Annotated in this window: 17 protein-coding genes; 11 read left to right on the forward strand and 6 right to left on the reverse strand. The window is 71.9% G+C overall.

Going from position 1 to position 17,570, the window contains the following annotated elements:
- Positions 1-9: 9 nt before the first annotated feature.
- A complete protein-coding gene (locus M0L44_RS13190; protein ID WP_252770157.1) occupies positions 10-954 on the reverse strand; it encodes a CysB family HTH-type transcriptional regulator in 945 nt (314 codons plus the stop codon).
- 314 nt (positions 955-1,268) lie between these two features.
- Here M0L44_RS13190 and M0L44_RS13195 point away from each other — a divergent pair, with 314 nt between their 5' ends.
- Positions 1,269-2,735 carry a PKD domain-containing protein gene (locus M0L44_RS13195; RefSeq protein ID WP_252770158.1) on the forward strand — a complete coding sequence of 489 codons (1,467 nt, stop codon included), beginning with the start codon at positions 1,269-1,271 and terminating at the stop codon, positions 2,733-2,735.
- Between the two features lie 21 nt (positions 2,736-2,756).
- Here the strand turns inward: M0L44_RS13195 and asd are convergent, their stop codons facing one another.
- Entirely contained in the window at positions 2,757-3,623 is an 867-nt protein-coding gene (asd, locus tag M0L44_RS13200) for an archaetidylserine decarboxylase (protein WP_252770159.1), read from the reverse strand.
- A 65-nt stretch (positions 3,624-3,688) separates the two neighbouring features.
- Between asd and M0L44_RS13205 the strand changes: the two genes are divergently transcribed.
- From M0L44_RS13205 to M0L44_RS13215, 3 genes are read left to right on the forward strand one after another with little or no spacing between them, the layout of a single operon-like run.
- Positions 3,689-5,344: an aminotransferase class III-fold pyridoxal phosphate-dependent enzyme gene (locus tag M0L44_RS13205; RefSeq protein WP_252770160.1), complete on the forward strand. Its 1,656-nt coding sequence runs from the start codon at positions 3,689-3,691 to the stop codon at positions 5,342-5,344.
- 34 nt (positions 5,345-5,378) lie between these two features.
- Complete coding sequence (locus M0L44_RS13210; protein ID WP_252770161.1) at positions 5,379-5,861, forward strand: GFA family protein; 483 nt, start codon at positions 5,379-5,381, stop codon at positions 5,859-5,861.
- 10 nt (positions 5,862-5,871) lie between these two features.
- Positions 5,872-6,456 carry a nucleotidyltransferase family protein gene (locus tag M0L44_RS13215; RefSeq protein ID WP_252770162.1) on the forward strand — a complete coding sequence of 195 codons (585 nt, stop codon included), beginning with the start codon at positions 5,872-5,874 and terminating at the stop codon, positions 6,454-6,456.
- Positions 6,457-6,537: 81 nt separating this feature from the next.
- Here the strand turns inward: M0L44_RS13215 and M0L44_RS13220 are convergent, their stop codons facing one another.
- Complete coding sequence (locus M0L44_RS13220; protein ID WP_252770163.1) at positions 6,538-7,188, reverse strand: hypothetical protein; 651 nt, start codon at positions 7,186-7,188, stop codon at positions 6,538-6,540.
- 130 nt (positions 7,189-7,318) lie between these two features.
- Here M0L44_RS13220 and M0L44_RS13225 point away from each other — a divergent pair, with 130 nt between their 5' ends.
- Entirely contained in the window at positions 7,319-8,572 is a 1,254-nt protein-coding gene (locus tag M0L44_RS13225) for a glycosyltransferase family 4 protein (RefSeq protein ID WP_252770164.1), read from the forward strand.
- On the opposite strand, the gene lplT is transcribed toward M0L44_RS13225, so the two are convergent.
- A complete protein-coding gene (gene lplT, locus M0L44_RS13230) occupies positions 8,552-9,772 on the reverse strand; it encodes a lysophospholipid transporter LplT (RefSeq protein ID WP_252770165.1) in 1,221 nt (406 codons plus the stop codon). The two genes, M0L44_RS13225 and lplT, sit on opposite strands and share 21 nt — an antisense overlap.
- Before the next feature lie 173 nt (positions 9,773-9,945).
- Here lplT and M0L44_RS13235 point away from each other — a divergent pair, with 173 nt between their 5' ends.
- Both M0L44_RS13235 and M0L44_RS13240 read left to right on the forward strand, forming a co-directional pair.
- Complete coding sequence (locus M0L44_RS13235; protein ID WP_252770166.1) at positions 9,946-10,782, forward strand: hypothetical protein; 837 nt, start codon at positions 9,946-9,948, stop codon at positions 10,780-10,782.
- Complete coding sequence (locus M0L44_RS13240; RefSeq protein WP_252770167.1) at positions 10,737-13,097, forward strand: hypothetical protein; 2,361 nt, start codon at positions 10,737-10,739, stop codon at positions 13,095-13,097. The genes M0L44_RS13235 and M0L44_RS13240 overlap by 46 nt, the downstream gene beginning before the upstream one ends.
- Positions 13,098-13,100: 3 nt before the next feature.
- Here M0L44_RS13240 and M0L44_RS13245 read toward each other — a convergent pair whose 3' ends face one another.
- Positions 13,101-14,333, reverse strand: a complete 1,233-nt coding sequence (locus M0L44_RS13245; RefSeq protein WP_252770168.1) for an MGDG synthase family glycosyltransferase — start codon at positions 14,331-14,333, stop codon at positions 13,101-13,103.
- Between the two features lie 112 nt (positions 14,334-14,445).
- On the opposite strand from M0L44_RS13245, the gene M0L44_RS13250 reads away from it, so the two are divergent.
- The 3 genes from M0L44_RS13250 (at position 14,446) to M0L44_RS13260 (ending at position 15,909) form a co-directional block, all read left to right on the forward strand.
- Positions 14,446-14,898 carry a hypothetical protein gene (locus tag M0L44_RS13250; RefSeq protein ID WP_252770169.1) on the forward strand — a complete coding sequence of 151 codons (453 nt, stop codon included), beginning with the start codon at positions 14,446-14,448 and terminating at the stop codon, positions 14,896-14,898.
- Positions 14,874-15,485 carry a MerR family transcriptional regulator gene (locus M0L44_RS13255; protein WP_252770170.1) on the forward strand — a complete coding sequence of 204 codons (612 nt, stop codon included), beginning with the start codon at positions 14,874-14,876 and terminating at the stop codon, positions 15,483-15,485. Before M0L44_RS13250 ends, M0L44_RS13255 begins: the two co-directional genes overlap by 25 nt.
- Positions 15,486-15,546: 61 nt before the next feature.
- The gene (locus M0L44_RS13260) at positions 15,547-15,909 is read left to right on the forward strand and encodes a VOC family protein (RefSeq protein WP_252770171.1); all 363 of its coding nucleotides are present in this window, start codon (positions 15,547-15,549) and stop codon (positions 15,907-15,909) included.
- 13 nt (positions 15,910-15,922) lie between these two features.
- On the opposite strand, the gene M0L44_RS13265 is transcribed toward M0L44_RS13260, so the two are convergent.
- Positions 15,923-17,149, reverse strand: a complete 1,227-nt coding sequence (locus M0L44_RS13265; RefSeq protein ID WP_252770172.1) for a lanthionine synthetase C family protein — start codon at positions 17,147-17,149, stop codon at positions 15,923-15,925.
- 100 nt (positions 17,150-17,249) lie between these two features.
- On the opposite strand from M0L44_RS13265, the gene M0L44_RS13270 reads away from it, so the two are divergent.
- Complete coding sequence (locus tag M0L44_RS13270) at positions 17,250-17,552, forward strand: hypothetical protein (protein ID WP_252770173.1); 303 nt, start codon at positions 17,250-17,252, stop codon at positions 17,550-17,552.
- The last annotated feature ends 18 nt before the right edge of the window (positions 17,553-17,570 follow it).

The raw sequence follows: 17,570 nt of genomic DNA on the forward strand, positions 1-17,570 counted from the left end.
GGCGGCGCCTCACAGGGGCGCCGAGGGCGTGCCCACCGGCGCCGCCTGGGCCTGGCGCACCACGTCCGGCGCCAGATGGGGTGCAAAGGTCTGGATGAACTCGTAGGCGTAGCTGCGCAGCAGGGCGCCACGCCGCAAGGCCACCGTGGTGGTGTTGACCTGAAAGAGGTGGCGGGCGTCCACCGAGCGCAGACCCGTGTCGCGCTCCTCGTCGAAGGCGATGGCCGCGATGATGCCCACCCCCAGGCCCAGGGCCACATAGGTCTTGATCACGTCCGCGTCCATGGCCGACAGCACCACCTGCGGCTTCAGGCCGGCACGGGCAAAGGCATCGTCGATGCTGCCCCGGCCAGTCACGCCCGCATCGTAGGTGATGACCGGGAACTCGGCCAGCCGGTCCAGCGTGAGCGGCCCTTCCAGCAGGGCATGGCCCTGCGGCACGATGACCACGTGGGTCCAGCGGTAGCAGGGCAGGGCCACCAGTTCGGGCTGGTCCTCCAGCGTGTGGGTGGCGATGCCGATGTCGGCCACGCCCTCCAGCAGCATGCGGGCGATCTGGGCCGCCGAGCCCTGGTGCATCTGCAGCTGCACATTGGGATGGCCGTTGCAGAATTCATGCACCGCGCTGGGCAATGCATAGCGGGCCTGGGAATGGGTGGCGGCGATGCTCAGCATCCCGACCTCGCCATGGCGGAAGTCCTCACCCGCACGGTGCAGGTTCTCGGCGTCCAGCAGCAGGCGCTCCACCCAGGGCAGCACCCGCTCGCCCGCGGGCGTGAGGCCGGTCAGGCGCTTGCCCGAGCGCACGAAGATCTCCACCCCCAGCTCGTCCTCCAGCTCGCGGATCTGGCGACTGATGCCCGGCTGGGAGGTGTGCAAAGCCTCGGCCACCTCGGTCAGGTTGAAGCCTCGGCGTGCGGCCTCCCGCACGGATCTGAGTTGCTGAAAGTTCATCGTGATGATCAGGTTGCCACTTGGCGCCTGCGGGTTCCTCGTTTTTCGCATTATCAAAACGGCGACATGAGAACCCAACCATTGAAAACGCGCTAGCTTCTGCCCGCAGGGCATAAGGGCGGGGTCCTCGTCCGGCGGGCTCGAGAACCCCAGGCTTCGTGCCATTCACGGCTACATTTCCCTCTGGCCGTCCCCGGCCCAGCAGTTCGAGCCACCTGGTCCGGCAGCGCAGCACGCCACAGCCGTTTGCCGATCGGGCCAAGCCGCCCTTGTTCAAGGGCGTCCACCGTTCATGAGTCAGGATGAGAAACGTGATGTCGACTGGAATCCGCGCGACGCTGGTGACCTTGCTGGTCACGACCTTGACGGCCTGCGGCGGTGGCTCGGGCGCCTCGGTCGCGGCGCCCTCCACACCTTCGACGCCTTCGACACCCTCCACGCCCGCCGGCCCCGTGACGGCCGCCCTCGCCGCCTCCCGCGTCTCGGGCATCGCCCCGCTGGCCGTTCAGTTCGACGCCACCGGCACGACCACCACCCTGGGTCTGGATTCCTTCCGCGAGTTGAACTACGCCTTCAACTTCGGCGACGACCGCGGCCTGACCTGGGCCGTGTCAGGCCTGCCCAAGAACACCGAGACCGGCGGCCCCATCGCCGCCCATGTCTTTGATGTGGCGGGGACCTACACCGTTCAGGTCACGGCCACAGACCCCGCAACCGGCAACCAGGCCAGCACCGCAGTGACGGTCACCGTCACCTCGCCAGACAGCGCCTACGGCGGCACCCAGACCGTCTGCATCTCTGGCGCAGGCCGCTACACCGGTTGCCCAGCGGGCGCCGCCAAGGCCACCGGTCTGCCCACCGGCACCGGCTGGAATGGCAAGCGGGTGCTGCTGGCCCGGGGCGAGAGCTTTGGCGACATCGACATCCCGGACGGCAATGCCGGCGTGCAGGTGGGCAGCTTCGGGACGGGCGCGCTGCCCGTGGTCAGCGCCGTGGGCATCGGCGACACGCGCCCGCAGACGGCCAACTTCGCCACCGACATCGCCGTCATGGACCTGGCCGTGGCCAACGGTGTGACGCAGAGCCTGGGCAAGCAGGTCCTGCTCTATCGGCTCGACCTGAGCTCGGCCAGCGACAACCACAGCATCTACACCGGCGGCATGAGCTACTGGGCCCAGGCCGATCCCTACCGCGTGGTGCCCACCAGCGCCTTCTACTATGCCCAGCAGATCTTCGTGGTGGAGAACACCGTCACCGGCTCGTTCAACGACGGCGGCTACAACTTCTATGGCGACGGGTCCCAGTACGCCATGCTGGGCAATGTGATGGGCATCTCCAAGTACCACACCGCCCGCTTCACCAAGCTGCGCAAGGCCATCGTGGCGCACAACGAGCTCAAGGGCATCAACCCGGCGGGCATCTACCACAGCCTCAAGCTGCACAGCGGCGGCCTGACGCCCTACACGGATGCCTATGTCGACGACGCCTGGTATTCAGACCAGGTGGTGGTCTCGCACAACCTCTTCGGCAACGCGGCCGACACCAACCAATGGACGGTGGCCATCAGCCCGGAAAACGACAGCTCGGCCGAAGGCATCCAGAACGTCCTGGTGCAGTCGAACACCTTTGTGCGCAACGCACGCACCTCACTGGACCTGGTGCTGGGCGGCCGCTCGCTCACCTACCGGAACAACACCGCCAGCGGAGGCGCCATCCTGGAAGACCAGGGCCACACCGGCGCCTTGCCGGCCTCCTGGGTGGGGCCGTACTACAGCCATTGAGCCTCCCCTGAGTCCCCGCGCTCACCAGCGCATCAAGGCCTGCCCCATCTTCACCCGCGTCCCCACCGCGATGCCCTCGGCCAGCGTGAAGCCCGGGGGCGCGAACACGATGATGGTGGAGCCGTGCTGGAACCAGCCCAGGTCCTGGCCCTTGGTGACGTGGGCGTCGCAGGGCAGCTCGTCCGGCCCGCGGTAGCGGGTGTGCAGCAGCAGGTCCATGAACTTCAGGCGCAGGCTGGCCACCAGCACCGCGGCCACCGGCACCAGGGCCAGCGGGTGGCCACCGCGGTCCAGCCTCAGGTGGATGGCCGCGCGCTCGTTCTTGCAGAACAGGCGCTCCACCCGCTTGAGCGCGATGGGGTTGACGTTCCAGGTGTCGCCGGCGATGTGGGTCACATGCTGCACCGTGCCATCGGCCGGCGCGTGGAAGTGGTGGTACATCGCCGAGGTCAGCCGCAGCGTGACGAAGACGCCGTCGCGGTAGGGCGCCGCCCGCTCGGCGTGGCCGAACAGATCGGCCACCGTGTACGGAAAGCCCTTGGCCTGCCAGACCTGGCCGTCCTGCACCGTGCCGCAGGCACCCACGATGGCATCGCAGGGGCTGGCCAGCACGGCCGGGTCCGCGTCCACCGTGCGGGCCCCGTCCTTCAGCTCCCGCACAAAGCAGTCGTGCAGGCTGTCGAAGCGCTGCTGCCTGGCCTCGCTCAGGTCCAGCTCGGTGAACAGCCGCCACACGCCGATGGACAGCCGCGCCAGCAGCGGGCTGCGGATCTGGCTGAACCAGCCCATCGCGTGGGTGGCCGCCAGACGGGGAATCCGGTTGGTCAGCAGGAAGTTCAGGTCCTCCTGTTGCAGCAGGCGGTCACGCCAGGTACGCAGCACTTTCATGGGGATGTCAACAGCAGCGGGTACAGATACGCCTTTGGGAGCAGTCTCCCAGGACGATGTGACAAATGAACGAGACCCTGACCCTGAGCGCCGTGGCCGCGGCCGCCTTGCTGACCCTGGCACCGAAGGTGGTTCGCCGCCTGCAGCTGTCGATGGCCAAGCACCCCTCGCTGACCGGCCACTCGCGCATGGCGCAGCGGGTGGCCCGGCTGCTGCCCGGCTATGCCTATGACACCGAGCAGTTCTTCGGCTGCGACAACGCCCCCGCCGACGTGCAGGCCCGGCGCCGCCAGGGCTTCGCCGCCCTGGCCCAGCGCCTGGGCGAGCAGCACGCCCGCTCCATCGCCTGGACGGACGCGCTGCGCCCCGGCCTGTCGGACCTGCAGTTCACCAGCCAGTACCGCGTGCCCTTCCAGTTCAGCCCCTACCTGCGCCAGCGCATCAAGCTGGGCAATGTGGGCGTGGCCACGCAGGGCAGCACCCTGACCGACCTGGACGGCCAGGTCTATGACGACCTGACTGGCTCCTACGGCGTCAACCTCTTCGGCCACGACGTCTACAAGCGCCTGATCGCCCAGGGCAGCGCCCTGGTGCAGGACTATGGCCCGGTGCTGGGCACCCTGCACCCCTGCGTGGCCGGCAATGTGGAACGGCTGCGGCGCCTGTCGGGCCTGGACGAGGTGAGCTTCCACATGTCCGGCACCGAGGCGGTGATGCAGGCCGTGCGCCTGGCCCGTTACCACACCAAGAAACGCCACCTGGTGCGCTTCTGCGGCGCGTACCACGGCTGGTGGGAGGACGTGCAGCCCGGCCCCGGCAACCCCCTGCCCCCGCGCGAGACCTACACCCTGCGCGACCAGGATGAGCGCAGCCTGCACGTGCTGCGCACCCGCAACGACATCGCCTGCGTGCTGATCAACCCGCTGCAGGCCCTGCACCCCAACAAGGCCGCGCCGGGCGACTCGTCCCTGGTGGACAGCTCGCGCCGCGCCCACTTCGACCGTGCCGCCACCACCGCCTGGCTGAAGCAGCTGCGCCAGGTCTGCACCGAGCGCGGCATCGTGCTGATCTTCGACGAGGTCTTCATGGGTTTTCGACTGGGCCGCGGCGGCGCGCAGGAATACTTCGGCGTGCAGGCCGACATGGTCACCTACGGCAAGACCCTGGGCGGCGGTCTGCCGGTGGGCGTGGTCTGCGGCCGCCGTGAGCTGATGCGCCGCTTCAACGACGCCCACCCGGCCGACATCTGCTTCGCCCGCGGCACCTTCAACGCCCATCCCTACGTGATGGCCTCGATGGCCGCCTTCCTGGACTACCTGGACACGCCCGAAGCCGAGGCGATGTACGCCCGCTTCGACACCGTGCAGGACGCGCGCGCGGCCCGACTCAACGAGCGGCTGGCCGTGGCCGGCCTGCCGGTGCGGGTGGCCAACATGACCAGCGTCTGGACCGTCATGTACACCCAGCCCTCGCGCTACAACTGGATGCTGCAGTTCTACCTGCGCGACCAGGGCCTGCTGCTGAGCTGGGTGGGCACCGGCCGCCTGATCTTCAACCTGGCCACCACCGACGAGGACTTCGAGCGCATCGCCAGCCGTTTCGTCGCCGCGGGCCAGGCCATGCAGGCCGACGGCTGGTGGTGGCAGGCCCCCGGCCAGAGCGACAAGGGCATCCGCCGCGGTATCCTGCGCGAACTGATCGCCCACTGGCGCAAGCGCTGAATCGTGCTCGCGGAGGTGGCTGAATACCTCGTCCATGCCACCGCCCTATCTCGGTCATTGCCTCTGCGGCCAGGTCCAGTTCCAGTTGAACGCCGAACCGCTCACCTGCTACGCCTGCCACTGCCGGGATTGCCAACGCCGAACCGGCGGCGCCATGCGACTGGTCCTGTGGGTGGCCCGGCAAAACCTGCAGGTGCTTGCGGGCGAGGCAGTGCTGCTGACGTTTCATGGCAGCCCGGGCCGACCGCGGCGAGCCCGGGCCTGTGCTGCGTGCGACACCCGGCTGTGGGCCGAACCGGCCGCGCAGCCTGATCTCGCCATCCTGTTTCCTGGCACGCTGAAGGAATCCCACCGCTTCAGCCCGATCGCACACCTGTGGGTCCGCAGCGCCCTGCCCTGGGTCATCCTGCCGGAAGACGTGGCCAGGTTCGACACGCAGCCCAGCGATCCAGGTGAGCTCATTCGCCTGTGGCAGGCTGCCCATGGCAACACCTCCTCGGCGATGCCTGGGTCATGACGAACCGCACATGCCATCGTCACAGAATGCATTGACCGACCGGCTCGTCGAGCTGGTGCGACAGTCGGCGTGGTTCATGGAAGCGCTTGTGGCGGTCCGGGCACTCGGCCTGCCCTCCTGGTGCATCGGCGCCGGTGCTGTGCGCAATCTGGTTTGGGATGCCTTGCACCAGCACGCCGCCCCATCCGCCTTGTCGGACATCGACGTGGCCTACTTCGACGAAGCCGACCTCACGCCAGCGCGCGACGCGGCGCTGCAGCGCAGCCTGTCATTGAGCCACCCCGATCTGCCATGGGAAGTGACCAATCAGGCGGGCGTTCACCTGTGGTTCGAGCAGCACTTCGGCCATCCGGTCGCCCCCCTCCGATCACTCGAAGAAGCTGTTGGAACCTGGCCGGAGTACGCCACCTCGGTGGGCCTCACGCTGCGGCCCGACGGCACGCTCCAGGTCATCGCGCCGCACGGGCTTCAGGACCTCTTCGACATCGTGGTGAGACGCAACCCGACACGGGTCAACGTCACCACCTATCGCCAGCGCACCGCAAGCAAGCGCTACGCCGAGCGCTGGTCCAAAGTCCGGATCATTCCCTGCTGAGCGGGGCCCTGCCGCACGGAAGCAGCAAGGGCCCGCCGGCTTGCACCGGCGGGCCCTTTTCGCAGAGGGCGCTCGCAGTCCTCAGGTCAGCGACACATCCTCGGCCTCATGGTCATGCTCGGCCACATGCGCCATCGGATCCAGGCGCTGGCCGCGCAGCAGGTAGAAGGGCGACTTCCAGTACAGCATCACGTCATGCATCGGGTCGGTCAGGATCTTGCTCATCCAGCACAGGCCGGCCAGCGGGCCCTGCAGAAAGAACAGGTGCACGGTGCGGAACAGCAGGCCGCCGGCGCCCAGGGCCAGCCAGAAGATGCCCACGTCGTGCCAGTAGCCCGACACCAGCCCGCCCGTCTCGCCGGCGGGCTCGATCAGACCGAACAGGCTGGGCGACAGCGCCAGCAGCGCCGGCACCGCCACCCAAATGCCCATCAGCACCACCTTGCGGCGCAGGTTGTAGCCCACCTTGACGTCTTCCTTGTACTGGAAGCTGACGTCGTTGACGCGGTCGTAGCCGCGCGGCTCGAAGAAGAAGTGGCCCGCCTGGCGGCTCACCATCGACACGCCCCAGCCCAGCAGGCCGGCCGCGGCCGGGTCCTTGAACAACAAAAAGTACGCCACCAGAAAGCTCAGTGCGCTGAGCAGGTGCAGCGACTGGTTGATGCGGCACTGGTGGTAGAAGCGATGGTCGTCCCAACGCTGCTCTCGCAGCAGCTTCATGAACTCGTTCACCGGGTCAGCTCCAAGAAAAATGAGTGACCGGAGCATGACGAGGCTTGATGAAGCTGCCGTGACGATCTCCCTGCGTGTGGTGGGGTTGCACCGTCATCGGATTGTTGCGAAGCGTGCTCACCATGGGCGCATGCGCCCTGACAACACCGTTGCCGACATCGTCGTGGACGACTACCCCGCCCAGCGACGTTCGCTGCGCATCGCGGTGGTCACCGAAACCTACCCGCCCGAGGTCAACGGCGTGGCCCGCACCATCGCCAGCGTGGTGGAAGGGCTGCGGGCGCACAACCACGACCTGCAGCTCATCCGCCCGGGGCAGAAGAAGGGCGAGCGCGCCATCGACGGCGAGAGCTTCCACGAGGTGCTGATGCGCGGCCTGCCCATCCCGCGCTATCCGCAGCTGCGCATGGGCCTGACCTCCAAGCGCACGCTGGTCAAGCTCTGGTCCACCCAGCGGCCCGACATCGTGCACATCGCCACCGAAGGGCCGATGGGCTGGTCGGCCCTGCAGGCCGCGGCCCACCTGAAGATCCCGCTGTGCTCGGACTTCCGCACCAACTTCCACGCCTACAGCAAGCACTACGGCGTGGGCTGGCTGCACAAGCCCATCATGGCCTACCTGCGCAAGTTCCATAACCTGACACAGTGCACGATGACGCCCGACGAGGGCCTGCGCCGCCAGCTCAGCGACTACGGCTTCCGCAACGTGGTCGTCGTCTCGCGCGGGGTGGACACGGTGTTGTTCAATCCGCTGCGCCGCAGCGCCGCGCTGCGCGAGCAGTGGGGCGTGGCCCCCGACGAGCTGGTGGTGCTGCACGTGGGCCGCATGGCCGCCGAGAAGAACCTGGGCACCCTGGTCGAGGCCTACGAGGCCCTGCGCCAGGCCCAACCACGTGCCCGCCTGGTGCTGGTGGGCGACGGCCCGGCCCGCAAGGAGATCCAGCAACGCCTGCCCGAGGCCATCTTCGCCGGCATGCGCCATGGCGAGGACCTGGCCGCCCACTACGCCAGCGCCGACCTGCTGCTCTTCCCCAGCCTGACCGAGACCTTCGGCAACGTCACGCCCGAGGCCATGGCCAGCGGCCTGCCGGTGCTGGCCTTCGACTACGCGGCCGCGGCCCAGCTGGTGCGCCCGCAGCACTCGGGCATGCTCGCCCCCTTCGGCAACATGGCGGCCTTCCAGCGCATGGCGGTGGACCTGGCGCGCGACCCGGAAGGCCTGCGCGTGATGGGCCAGAACGCCCGCCTGACCGCCGAGAGCCTGGGCTGGGAACGCATCATCGACCAGATCGAGCGCCTCTACGCCGACCTGATCGCCGGCCGCCCTGTGCTGCGCACGGAGGCCGGCGCCGGCGTCAGCGCCTCACCGCTGGCCCGCGCCTGAGCATCCCGCGCCCAGACGCGCCTGGCGACGCAACGCGCGCCGCCGGGCCATCAGCACGAGCATGAAGGCGGCGATCAGCCCGCCAAAGCCCATCATCAGCGGCACCAGGGGCAGGGCCAGCGCATGCAGGCCCGCATAGACGCCCAGCATCGTCAGCACGCTCAGGTTCTCGTTGAAGCCCTGCACGGCGATGGACCGCCCTGCGGTCAGCAGCTGGTGGCCGCGGTGCTGCAGCAGCGCATTCATCGGCACCACCAGGATGCCGCCCACCGCGCCGGTCAGCACCAGCAACGGCAGGGCCGGACCGAGCGTGGTGAGCGGCGCCACCGCCGCGATCAGCCCGCCCAGCGCCACGCCGGCCGGCAGCACGCGCAGGGCCCGGTGCAACGGCACGAAGCGCCCGGCCAGCGCGGCGCCGGCCACCACGCCCAGCGCCACCACCGCCTGCAGGTAGGCGGCCCGGTCCAGGCCCAGCCCCACCCGTTCGGTGGCCCAGCGCAGCACCGCGAACTGCAGCACCCCGCCCACACCCCAGAACAGCGTGGTCACCGCCAGCGACAGGCCACCGGCCGCATCGCGCCACAGGCGACGGTGGGCAGCCCAGAAGTCCCGCGCCAGCGCCACCGGGTGCCAGGCCGCCTCGGGGTAGCGGGCCCCGCTGTCGGGCACGCCCCACTGCAGCAGCGCGGCCAGGCCGTAGAGGCCCAGCAGCAGGCCCAGTGACACGTTCAGACCCAGCGCCAGCATCGGCGCCGACACCAGGCCCCCGCCCAGCACCGTGCCCAGCAGGGCCGCGCAGACGATGGAGACCTCGATCCAGCCATTGGCCGCCACCAGCTGGTGCGGCGGCACCAGCTCGGTCACCAGGCCGTACTTGGCCGGCGCGTAGCCGGCCGCGCCCAGGCCCACCACCGCATAGGCCGCCACCGGGTGCAGCGGCAGCAGCATGCCGCCCAGGCCCAGCATCTTCAGCGCGTTCATCCAGGCCATCAGCCGGGCCTTGGGCAGGGCGTCGGCCAGCGGGCCCACCACCGGCGCCAGCAGCACATAGGACAGCGTGAAGGAGAACTTCAGCAGCGGGGCCCACCAGCCCGGCAGGCCCTGCTGCTGCAAGAGCGCGATGGCCACGATGAGCAGCGCGTTGTCGGCCAGGGCCGAGGTGAACTGCGCCGCGATCAGAAGAAGGAAACCCCGTGGCATGCCGCTGTCTGTCCTCCTGGGCCGAGGCCCGACACTGCGAGACGTCGCCAAAAGTCGCGAAACGTCGCAAAACCGCGCAGTAGACCGGCCCGCCGTGCCACGGTGATGACAGCCGCGCGACACCCCCTTGCGGTGGATGGGCCGCGCCGGGGCCCGCTGCTAGAGTGCCCGCCATGCCGCGCCCGCCCCTTCGCCCTGCCCGACCGCCCCGGTGGCGGCTGGCCAGCGCCGGGCTGGCGCTGAGCCTGGCCCTGGGTCTGGCCTTGAGCTTGGCCACCGGCCTGCGCGCCAGCACCCCGCTGCGGCCCGCCCCGCACCCCGGCCTGGCCCAGCTGCCCACGCAGATGCTGTGGGCCTGGGAGCGGCCCGAGGATCTGCGCGGCCTGCCGCCGAACACCGGCGTGGCCTGGCTGGCCGCCTCGGTGCGGCTGCGCGGCCAGGCCGCCGACATCCGCCCGCGCGCCCAGCCGCTGCGCGTCTCGCCCGGCACCGCGCTGCTGCCGGTGCTGCATGTGGACGCCGACCCGCGCGACCACCCCGCCCTCAGCCCCGCCCAGCGCGAGGCCATCGTGGCCACCGCGCTGCGCCTGGTGCAAGGCCAGCCGGTGCACGCGCTGCAGCTCGACTTCGAGGTGCGGCGCTCGCAGCGGCCCTTCCTGGCCGAGGTGGTGCGCGCGCTGCGCGCGCGGCTGCCGGCCGAGGTCGCGCTGTCGATGACCGCCCTGGCCTCCTGGTGCGCGGGCGACGCCTGGATGGACGGCCTGCCCGCCGACGAGATCGTGCCCATGGCCTTTCGCATGGACCGCGACGACACCGCCCTGCGCGCCCTGCTGGCGCGCGACGGGCACTTTCCCCGCCCCGATTGCCGGCAGGCCGCGGGCACCGCCACCGACGAACCCCCGGTGATCGGCCTGCAGGCCCCTCGCCACTACCACTTCGCGCCCCAGCCCTGGACCCGAGACCAATGGACCGCCCTGCTGAACACCCCCTCGCCCCCCGCCGCGCGCTGAGCGCGCGGGCCCACACCCTGGCACGGACCCTGGCACGGACCCTGGCGCTAACCGGCCTGAGCAGCCTGCTCACCCTGCCGGCCGCCCGTGCCAGCGGCGGCGATGGCTACGAAGAGAACGCCTACGCCCCCGAGCACCATGTCACCGAGGCCGCCCTGCCCGGCTACGCCGCCGGCCGCCTGGGCGTGCTGCCCGGCAGCTACTGGCGCGTCTACCTGGCGCTGGCCTGGCGCGCGGCCCAGGGCCACCCGCTCAGCGCGGCCGAGACCGCGGCGCTCAACGTGGACGGCTGGCATGTGGGCCCCACCGCGCCCGACTGGCAGGCCCGCCACGACGAGGACGCCACCGGCATCGCCGCCTGGCTGGCCGCCCGCGCCCAGGCCGGCGCGGCCCCCGTCAAGATCGAGGCCGAGCGGGCCACGCCGGACTACAGCTTCTTCCTGAACTGCCCGAAGGACGCCTTCGAACGCGCCCGCCAGACCCTGGCCGAGCGCCAGCGCCAGAGCGCCGCCGCGCCGCAGTGGGCCGCGCGCTGGCTGGCCCAGCAGGACGCGGTGTTCGCCAACTGCTCGCCCCCGGGTATCCAGTTCGGCCAGGCCACCCAGCCGCCGGCCGTGCTGCCCCCGGCCCTGCCGGCCGACGCACCGGCCTGGCTGCGCGCCGACCACGCCTACCAGAGCGCCGCCGCGCTGTTCTACGCCGGCCAGTACGAGGCCGCGCGCCAGCGCTTCCTGGCCATCGCGCTGGACGGCGGCTCGCCCTGGCAACCCTGGGGGCGCTACCTGGCCGCCCGCTGCCTGCTGCGCCAGGCCACCCTGGCCCTGGGGCCGGACCACCAGCCCGAGCGCACCCGCCAGTGGCTGCGCACCGCGCGCGACGAGCTGAGCGCCCAGGCCCCGCGCTTCGCCCCCGCCGCCGCCCTGCTGGGCTGGGTGGACGCCCGGCTGCGCCCGGCCGAGAAGGCCGCCGAGCTGGCCGGCCCGCTGACCCAGGCGCCGATGGACGCGGCCCAGGTGCGCGCCTTGAGCGACTACCTGGTGCTGCTCGACAGCCTGGAGCAACAGCCCGGTCTGGACGACCGCCCCGGCCTGATACAGGCGGCTGACCCGATGACCCGCTGGATCGGCGCGATGCAGGCCGGCGACGAGCAGCGCCCGGCCGCGCTGGCCCTGGCCCGGCGCGAGGCCCAGGCCGCCCCGGCCGGCAGCCCCGGCGCCGTGCTGTGGCTGGCCGCCCTCGTCGCCCAGGCCCAGCCACGGCCCGCCGCCCTGCAGCTGAGCGAGGCCGAGCGCCGCGCCGCCGAGGCGGTGCCCGCCAGCTCGCCGCTGTACCTGCACCTGCGCTACCACCTGCTGCGCCTGCAGATCGAGGGCGGCCAGGCCGCCGCGGCCGATGCCGAGGTCAGCCGCCTGCTGGCCCACCCGCCCCAGCCCATGGACACCGCCACCCGCAACCGCTGGCTGGCCCTGAAGCTGGTGACCGCGCCCACGCTGGAAGCCTTCCTGGCCGCCGCACCGCGCCAAGTGGCCGAGACCGGGGCGGGCACGCCGATCGCCCGCAGCGACGCCGCCAGTGCGGCGCCCGCCGCCTCGACACCGGCAGCGCCCGTGATGGGCCTGGACGACGACTTCCCGCGCCGCCTCTACCGCGCGCTGCCGCTGTCGGTGCTCAAGACCCTGCCCACCCGGCCCGATCTGCCGGTCGCGGTGAAAACCGGACTGATCGAAGCCCTGTGGACCCGCGCGGTGCTGCTGGGCGACTGGGCCACGGCCGACACCTGGGCGCCGACGCTGGCCCAGGGCCGCGGCACCACGGCGCATCTGTACACCCGCTTCGTCCAGGCCACCACGCCCGAGGCCAAGCGCCTGGCCGCCACCGTCATCTTCGTCAACACGCCCGAGCTGCACCCGCACCGCGTGGACCCGCAGGGCAACGACACCGAATGGGGCTGCCAGGGCTGGGGCACGGGCGCACAGGATGCGCTGGCCCTGACGCCGCCGGCCTTCCTCAGCCCGGCCCAGCAGGCCGAGGCCCGGCGCGAGCAGGCCCTGCTGGACGCCCTGCCCAACCGCAACGCCTACCTGGCCCCCACGCTGCTGGCCTGGGCCCAGGGCAAGCCGGCCGACCCGGAGGCGCCCAAGGCCCTGCACTTCTTCGTGGCCAGCACCCGCAACGAATGCCGACCGCCGGTGCCCGCCAACGGCCAGCCGGCCCCCGAGCCCACCTACTCGCGCGGGGCCTTCCGGCTGCTGCACAAGCTCTGGCCCGACAGCGACTGGGCCCGCACGACCAAGTACCACTACGGCGGGCGCTGAGCCTCAGCGCGCCGGAGCCGGGGCCAGCGCGTCCGGCTCGGTGCCGCCGGTCACGGCCGGCGCCGGATGCGCCAGGGGCTGGGGATGCGGCATGCGCGCCTGGATCAGCCGCTGATCCACCAGGTCCGCCACCTCGAACACGGCCTGGTTGCGCACCCCGCGCACCCGGGCCTGCGCCGCAGGCAGATCGGCCAGCAGACGGGCCACGCCGCCGGCGATGGCCTTGACCGAGGGCACCACCTCGCCCAGGCCCTGCTCGCGTACCCACTGGGCGTTGTAGCGCTCCTGCGGCATGGTCCAGCGGTTCTCGAAGGTGATGACCGGCAGGCCCATCTGCACCGCCTCGCTCAGCGAGCCCGGCCCCGGCTTGCCGACGAAGAAGTCGGCCAGCTGCATGTAGCGCACCACGTCGGGCGTGAAGCCCAGCACCGCGCGCGCCGCCCCGCCTTCCGGCACGGGCAGCGCCCGCAGGCGCTCGGCCAGCAGGGCGTTGTGGCCGCAGGCCAGGATGAGCTGCACCTGCGGCAGGCTGCGGGCGATGCGCAGCATCTGCATGGACCCCTGGCCGCCGAACATCACCAGGCCGGTGGGCCGACCCGGCTGCAGACCCAGGGCCTGCAGGGCCTCGGCCCGCGACGCCGCGTCCAGCGGGGCCACGTCGTGGAAGGCCGGGCGCAGGATCATGCCCGACACCCGGTGCACATTGCGCGCGGCCACGCCCTGGGCCAGGGCCTGCTGCATCGCGCGCTCGGTGCCGCAGACGATCCACTGATCCTGCCCCGGCTCGATCCAGAAATGCGGCGGCGTGTCGGCCAGGTCGGTCAGCACGGTGGCGCAGGGCGTGCCCGGCCGCGCCGCCTGCACCGATTCGTACAGACAGCGGTTGAAGTTGGGGATCAGCGAGACCACCACGTCCGGCCGCGTCTCGGCCCAGTGCGCCTGCAGCAGGCGCACCAACCAGGGGTGGGCCCAGCGCACCGAGGCCTGCAGCAGCTTGAGCTCCTGCGCCAGGCCCAGCGTCCAGCCGCGCGCCAGGCGGCGGTTGTAGACATCTTCGGGCGCCATGCCGGTCAGGCGCCGGAAGCGGTCCTGCGCATCCAGCACCGCCATCAGGTTCACCAGCCGCACCTGCAGGGCAGCGCCATGGCGCTGCTGCAGCACGGCCTGCAGGGCCTGCGCCGCGGCCCGGTGGCCACCGCCCGCGTTGAAGTACACCAAGTCCACGGTTCGGGTCATCCCCGACAGCGTGGGCCGCCGGCATGACGCGCCTGTGACGCTCCCGTGATGCCCGCTTGACCTGACGGTGACCGTCAGGTGCACGCTGCGGCTTTGCCTGGAGAGGACCGCCATGAACCCGCCCCTTCCCCTGCCGGCCGCCGCGCGCGACGATGCCCGCTGGCTGGCCGCCTTCCTTGCCGCCGAGCTGGCCGCGGCCGACTTCGACCATGCCGGCCACCTGCGCGCCGCCGGCCTGCTGCTGCAACGCCACCCGCTGCCCGAGACGCTGCCGCTGTACCTGGCGGGCCTGCGTGGCTTGGCCACGCGCCTGGGCGTGCCCGGCAAGGTGCACGCCACCGTCACCGAAGCCCTGCTGCGCCTGATGGCCGCGGCCGGCGCCGGCACGCCCGGCCAGCCCTGGACCCTGTGCCTGCAGCGCGAACCGGCCCTGCGCAGCGACGCCCGGGCCCTGCTGGCGCGGCACTACTCGCCCGAGCGGCTGGACAGCGAGGCCGCCCGCCAGCACTTCATGCCGCCCGACCGGCTACCCTTGCCGCCATGCCCTGCCCCCGAGCCGACATGACGCCGATGACCCTGGGCCGCCTGGCCCGTGCCTGTGGCCTGGCCCGCAGCTCGGTGCTGCACTACGAAGCCCTGGGGCTGCTGCTGCCGGGCGCACGCAGCGCGGCCGGCTACCGCCTCTACGGGCCGGCCCAGGTGCAACAGTTGCAACAGATCCGGCAGCTGCGCGAGGCGGGCCTGTCGCTCGCCGCCATCGCGGCCCTGCTGGCGCAGCCGCGTGACGATGCGGTGCCGCCGCCGGTGGCCCACACCCTGCTGCAGGACCGCCTGCTGGAACTGGGCCAGGAGCTGGCCCGACTGCGCCAGCAGCAGCGCCAGCTCGCCCGCCTGCTGGCCGACCCCGCGCTGGCAGACGCCCCCGCCTGCCGCAGCAAGGCCGACTGGGTGGCCCTGCTGCAGCGCGCGGGCTTCGACGAGGCCGAGATGCAGCGCTGGCACCAGGAATTCGAACAGCAGGACCCCGCTGGGCACGCGCACTTCCTGCGCGCACTGGGGCTGCCGGCAGCGCAGATCCGCAGCATCCGGACGGCCGCACGCCACGGCCCGGGCCCGCAGGCGAAAGCCCCACCGGGGGCGGCCCCGCGTTGACAGCCTGCCTGCGCCATGCACACTGGGGCGTCTGCCACACACCCCAGATCAGGAGGCCACCATGTTCGACCACATCGGATTCGGCGCCAGCGACCTGCCTGCCAGCAAGTCCTTCTTCGTCCAGGCCCTGGCCCCCTTGGGCGTGGGGGTGGTGATGGAGGGCGACTACGGCGTGGGCCTGGGGCTGCCGGGCAAGCCCTCGCTCTGGCTGCACCAGGACGACATGCCGCCCACCCCGCTGCACCTGGCCTTCACCGCCAGCAGCCGGGCGCTGGTGGACGCGTTCTACAAGGCGGCCCTGGCCGCGGGCGGCGAGGACAACGGCCCGCCGGGCCTGCGCCCGCACTACCACGCCAACTACTACGCGGCCTTCGTCATCGGGCCGGACGGCCACAACGTCGAGGCCGTCTGCCACCTGCCCTGAGGTGGCGCAGGGCTCAGACGAAGTCCAGCGTGGGCAGACCCGCCTGGGCCTGCAGGCACTGCCACAGGTAGACGGCCACGCCGGCGTCGCCGGTCCACAGGGTGTAGCGCCCCATGCCGTGGGCCTGGCGCTGCTGCGCGCACTGGGCGATGGCGTGCATGGCGAAGCGCCGCGCCCGCGCCAGCCAGCGGGCGTCGCCCGTTCGCTGGTGCAGCACCAGAAAGGCCTGGCCGTTGCCCGCCGTGCCGTGGCACAGACCAGCCCCCTTGGCCAGTGGCCCGGCGGCCCACACCGCCTCGCCCGCGGCCCGCAGCAGGGCGTCCAGCCGCGGGTCCTGCCCCACCGGGAAGCCGGCCAGCGCGGTGACGATGCCCGGCGCCCCGTGGCACCACTGCATCAACCACTTGGTGGAGGCCGGCTCGGCGCCCGGCGCCGGGGCCTGGGGCGGCCAGTTCACGCCGTCGCCCTCCTGCACGGCGGTGGCCGCCAGGGTGTCGGCGCAGCGCGTGTACAGGGCCGCGCGCTGCGCCGGTTCGAGCAGGTCCGCCCCCAGCAGCAGGGGCTGCACATTGCCTGCAAAACCATGCGCGGCCCCCAGGTAGCGGGCCTGGCGGCCGTACAGATCCTGGGTCCAGACCCAGGCGGGCGGCTCGCCGTCGCCCACACGGCTGTCCCAGCGCGCCCACAGGGCCTGCACGTTCTGCGCGAAAGCGGTGCGCCAGCGCGCCTGGCCGGTCAGGCGCCAGAGGTGCAGGGCCGCCAGCATCGTGCCGGACGCACCCCACAGCGGCTCCAGCGCCGGGTGGCCGATGTTGGCCAGCACCTGGGCGTGCAGGCGCTCGGCCACGGCGGCGTCGCCGGTGGCCCGCCACAGCGCCAGCAGGATGCCGGCCTCGCCCAGGTAGAGCGAGGGCACGAGCTCGCCGCTGTCCGGCCCGGCCCGGTAGGCCGCATCGGCCGCCTGCAGCACGGCCACCGGGTCGGTGTGCTGCAGCCGCACGGCCCCGGTCTGCTGCAGATGCCACAGCGCCCAGCCCAGGCCGGCGCTGCCCAGGTAGAGGCCCTTGAAGCCACCTGCCGGCGTGTCGCCCTCCTCGTCCAGCGGGTGCACCGGCCAGTGGCCCTGGGGCCCGCGGCTGCGCTCGATGTCGTCCACGATGTCCTGCAGGGCGGCCTGGGCCTGCCCGGCGTCCCAGGGGGTGTCGCACAGGGCTTCGTGGCGGGCGGGGTCGAAGAGCATGGGGATCTCCGGTGGGCAAGGCGGTGGGCGATGGTAGGGCCTGCCGGGGGTGGCATTCATCCTGCTTGGGTGACGTACCCGTCACCTTTTGCTGTCCGCCATGCCCGCTCCCACCCTCTGGTTTCGCCGCACCCTGCGCCCGCTCGGGCTGACCGGGGCGGCCCTGCTGTGCACCGGCCTGCAGGCCCAGGACGCGGTGACGGCCTCACCGCATGACAAGGCCTGCCGCACCGAGGTGTCCAAGTTCGAGGAGACCATCGGCTTTCTGCGCCAGACCCAGGGGCCGGAAGCCGCCGCCCGGGTCAAGGAGGAACTGCTGCCCGCCAAGCTGGAGAACGAGATCCTGATGCAGCACGGCTACTGCGGCCTGGTGAAGCACCTGCGGGACAAGCACCTGCTCTGAGCCCGCCTTCGCCGGGGG

Source organism: Ideonella oryzae (assembly GCF_024055665.1).
Classification (GTDB): Bacteria; Pseudomonadota; Gammaproteobacteria; order Burkholderiales; family Burkholderiaceae_C; genus Ideonella; species Ideonella oryzae.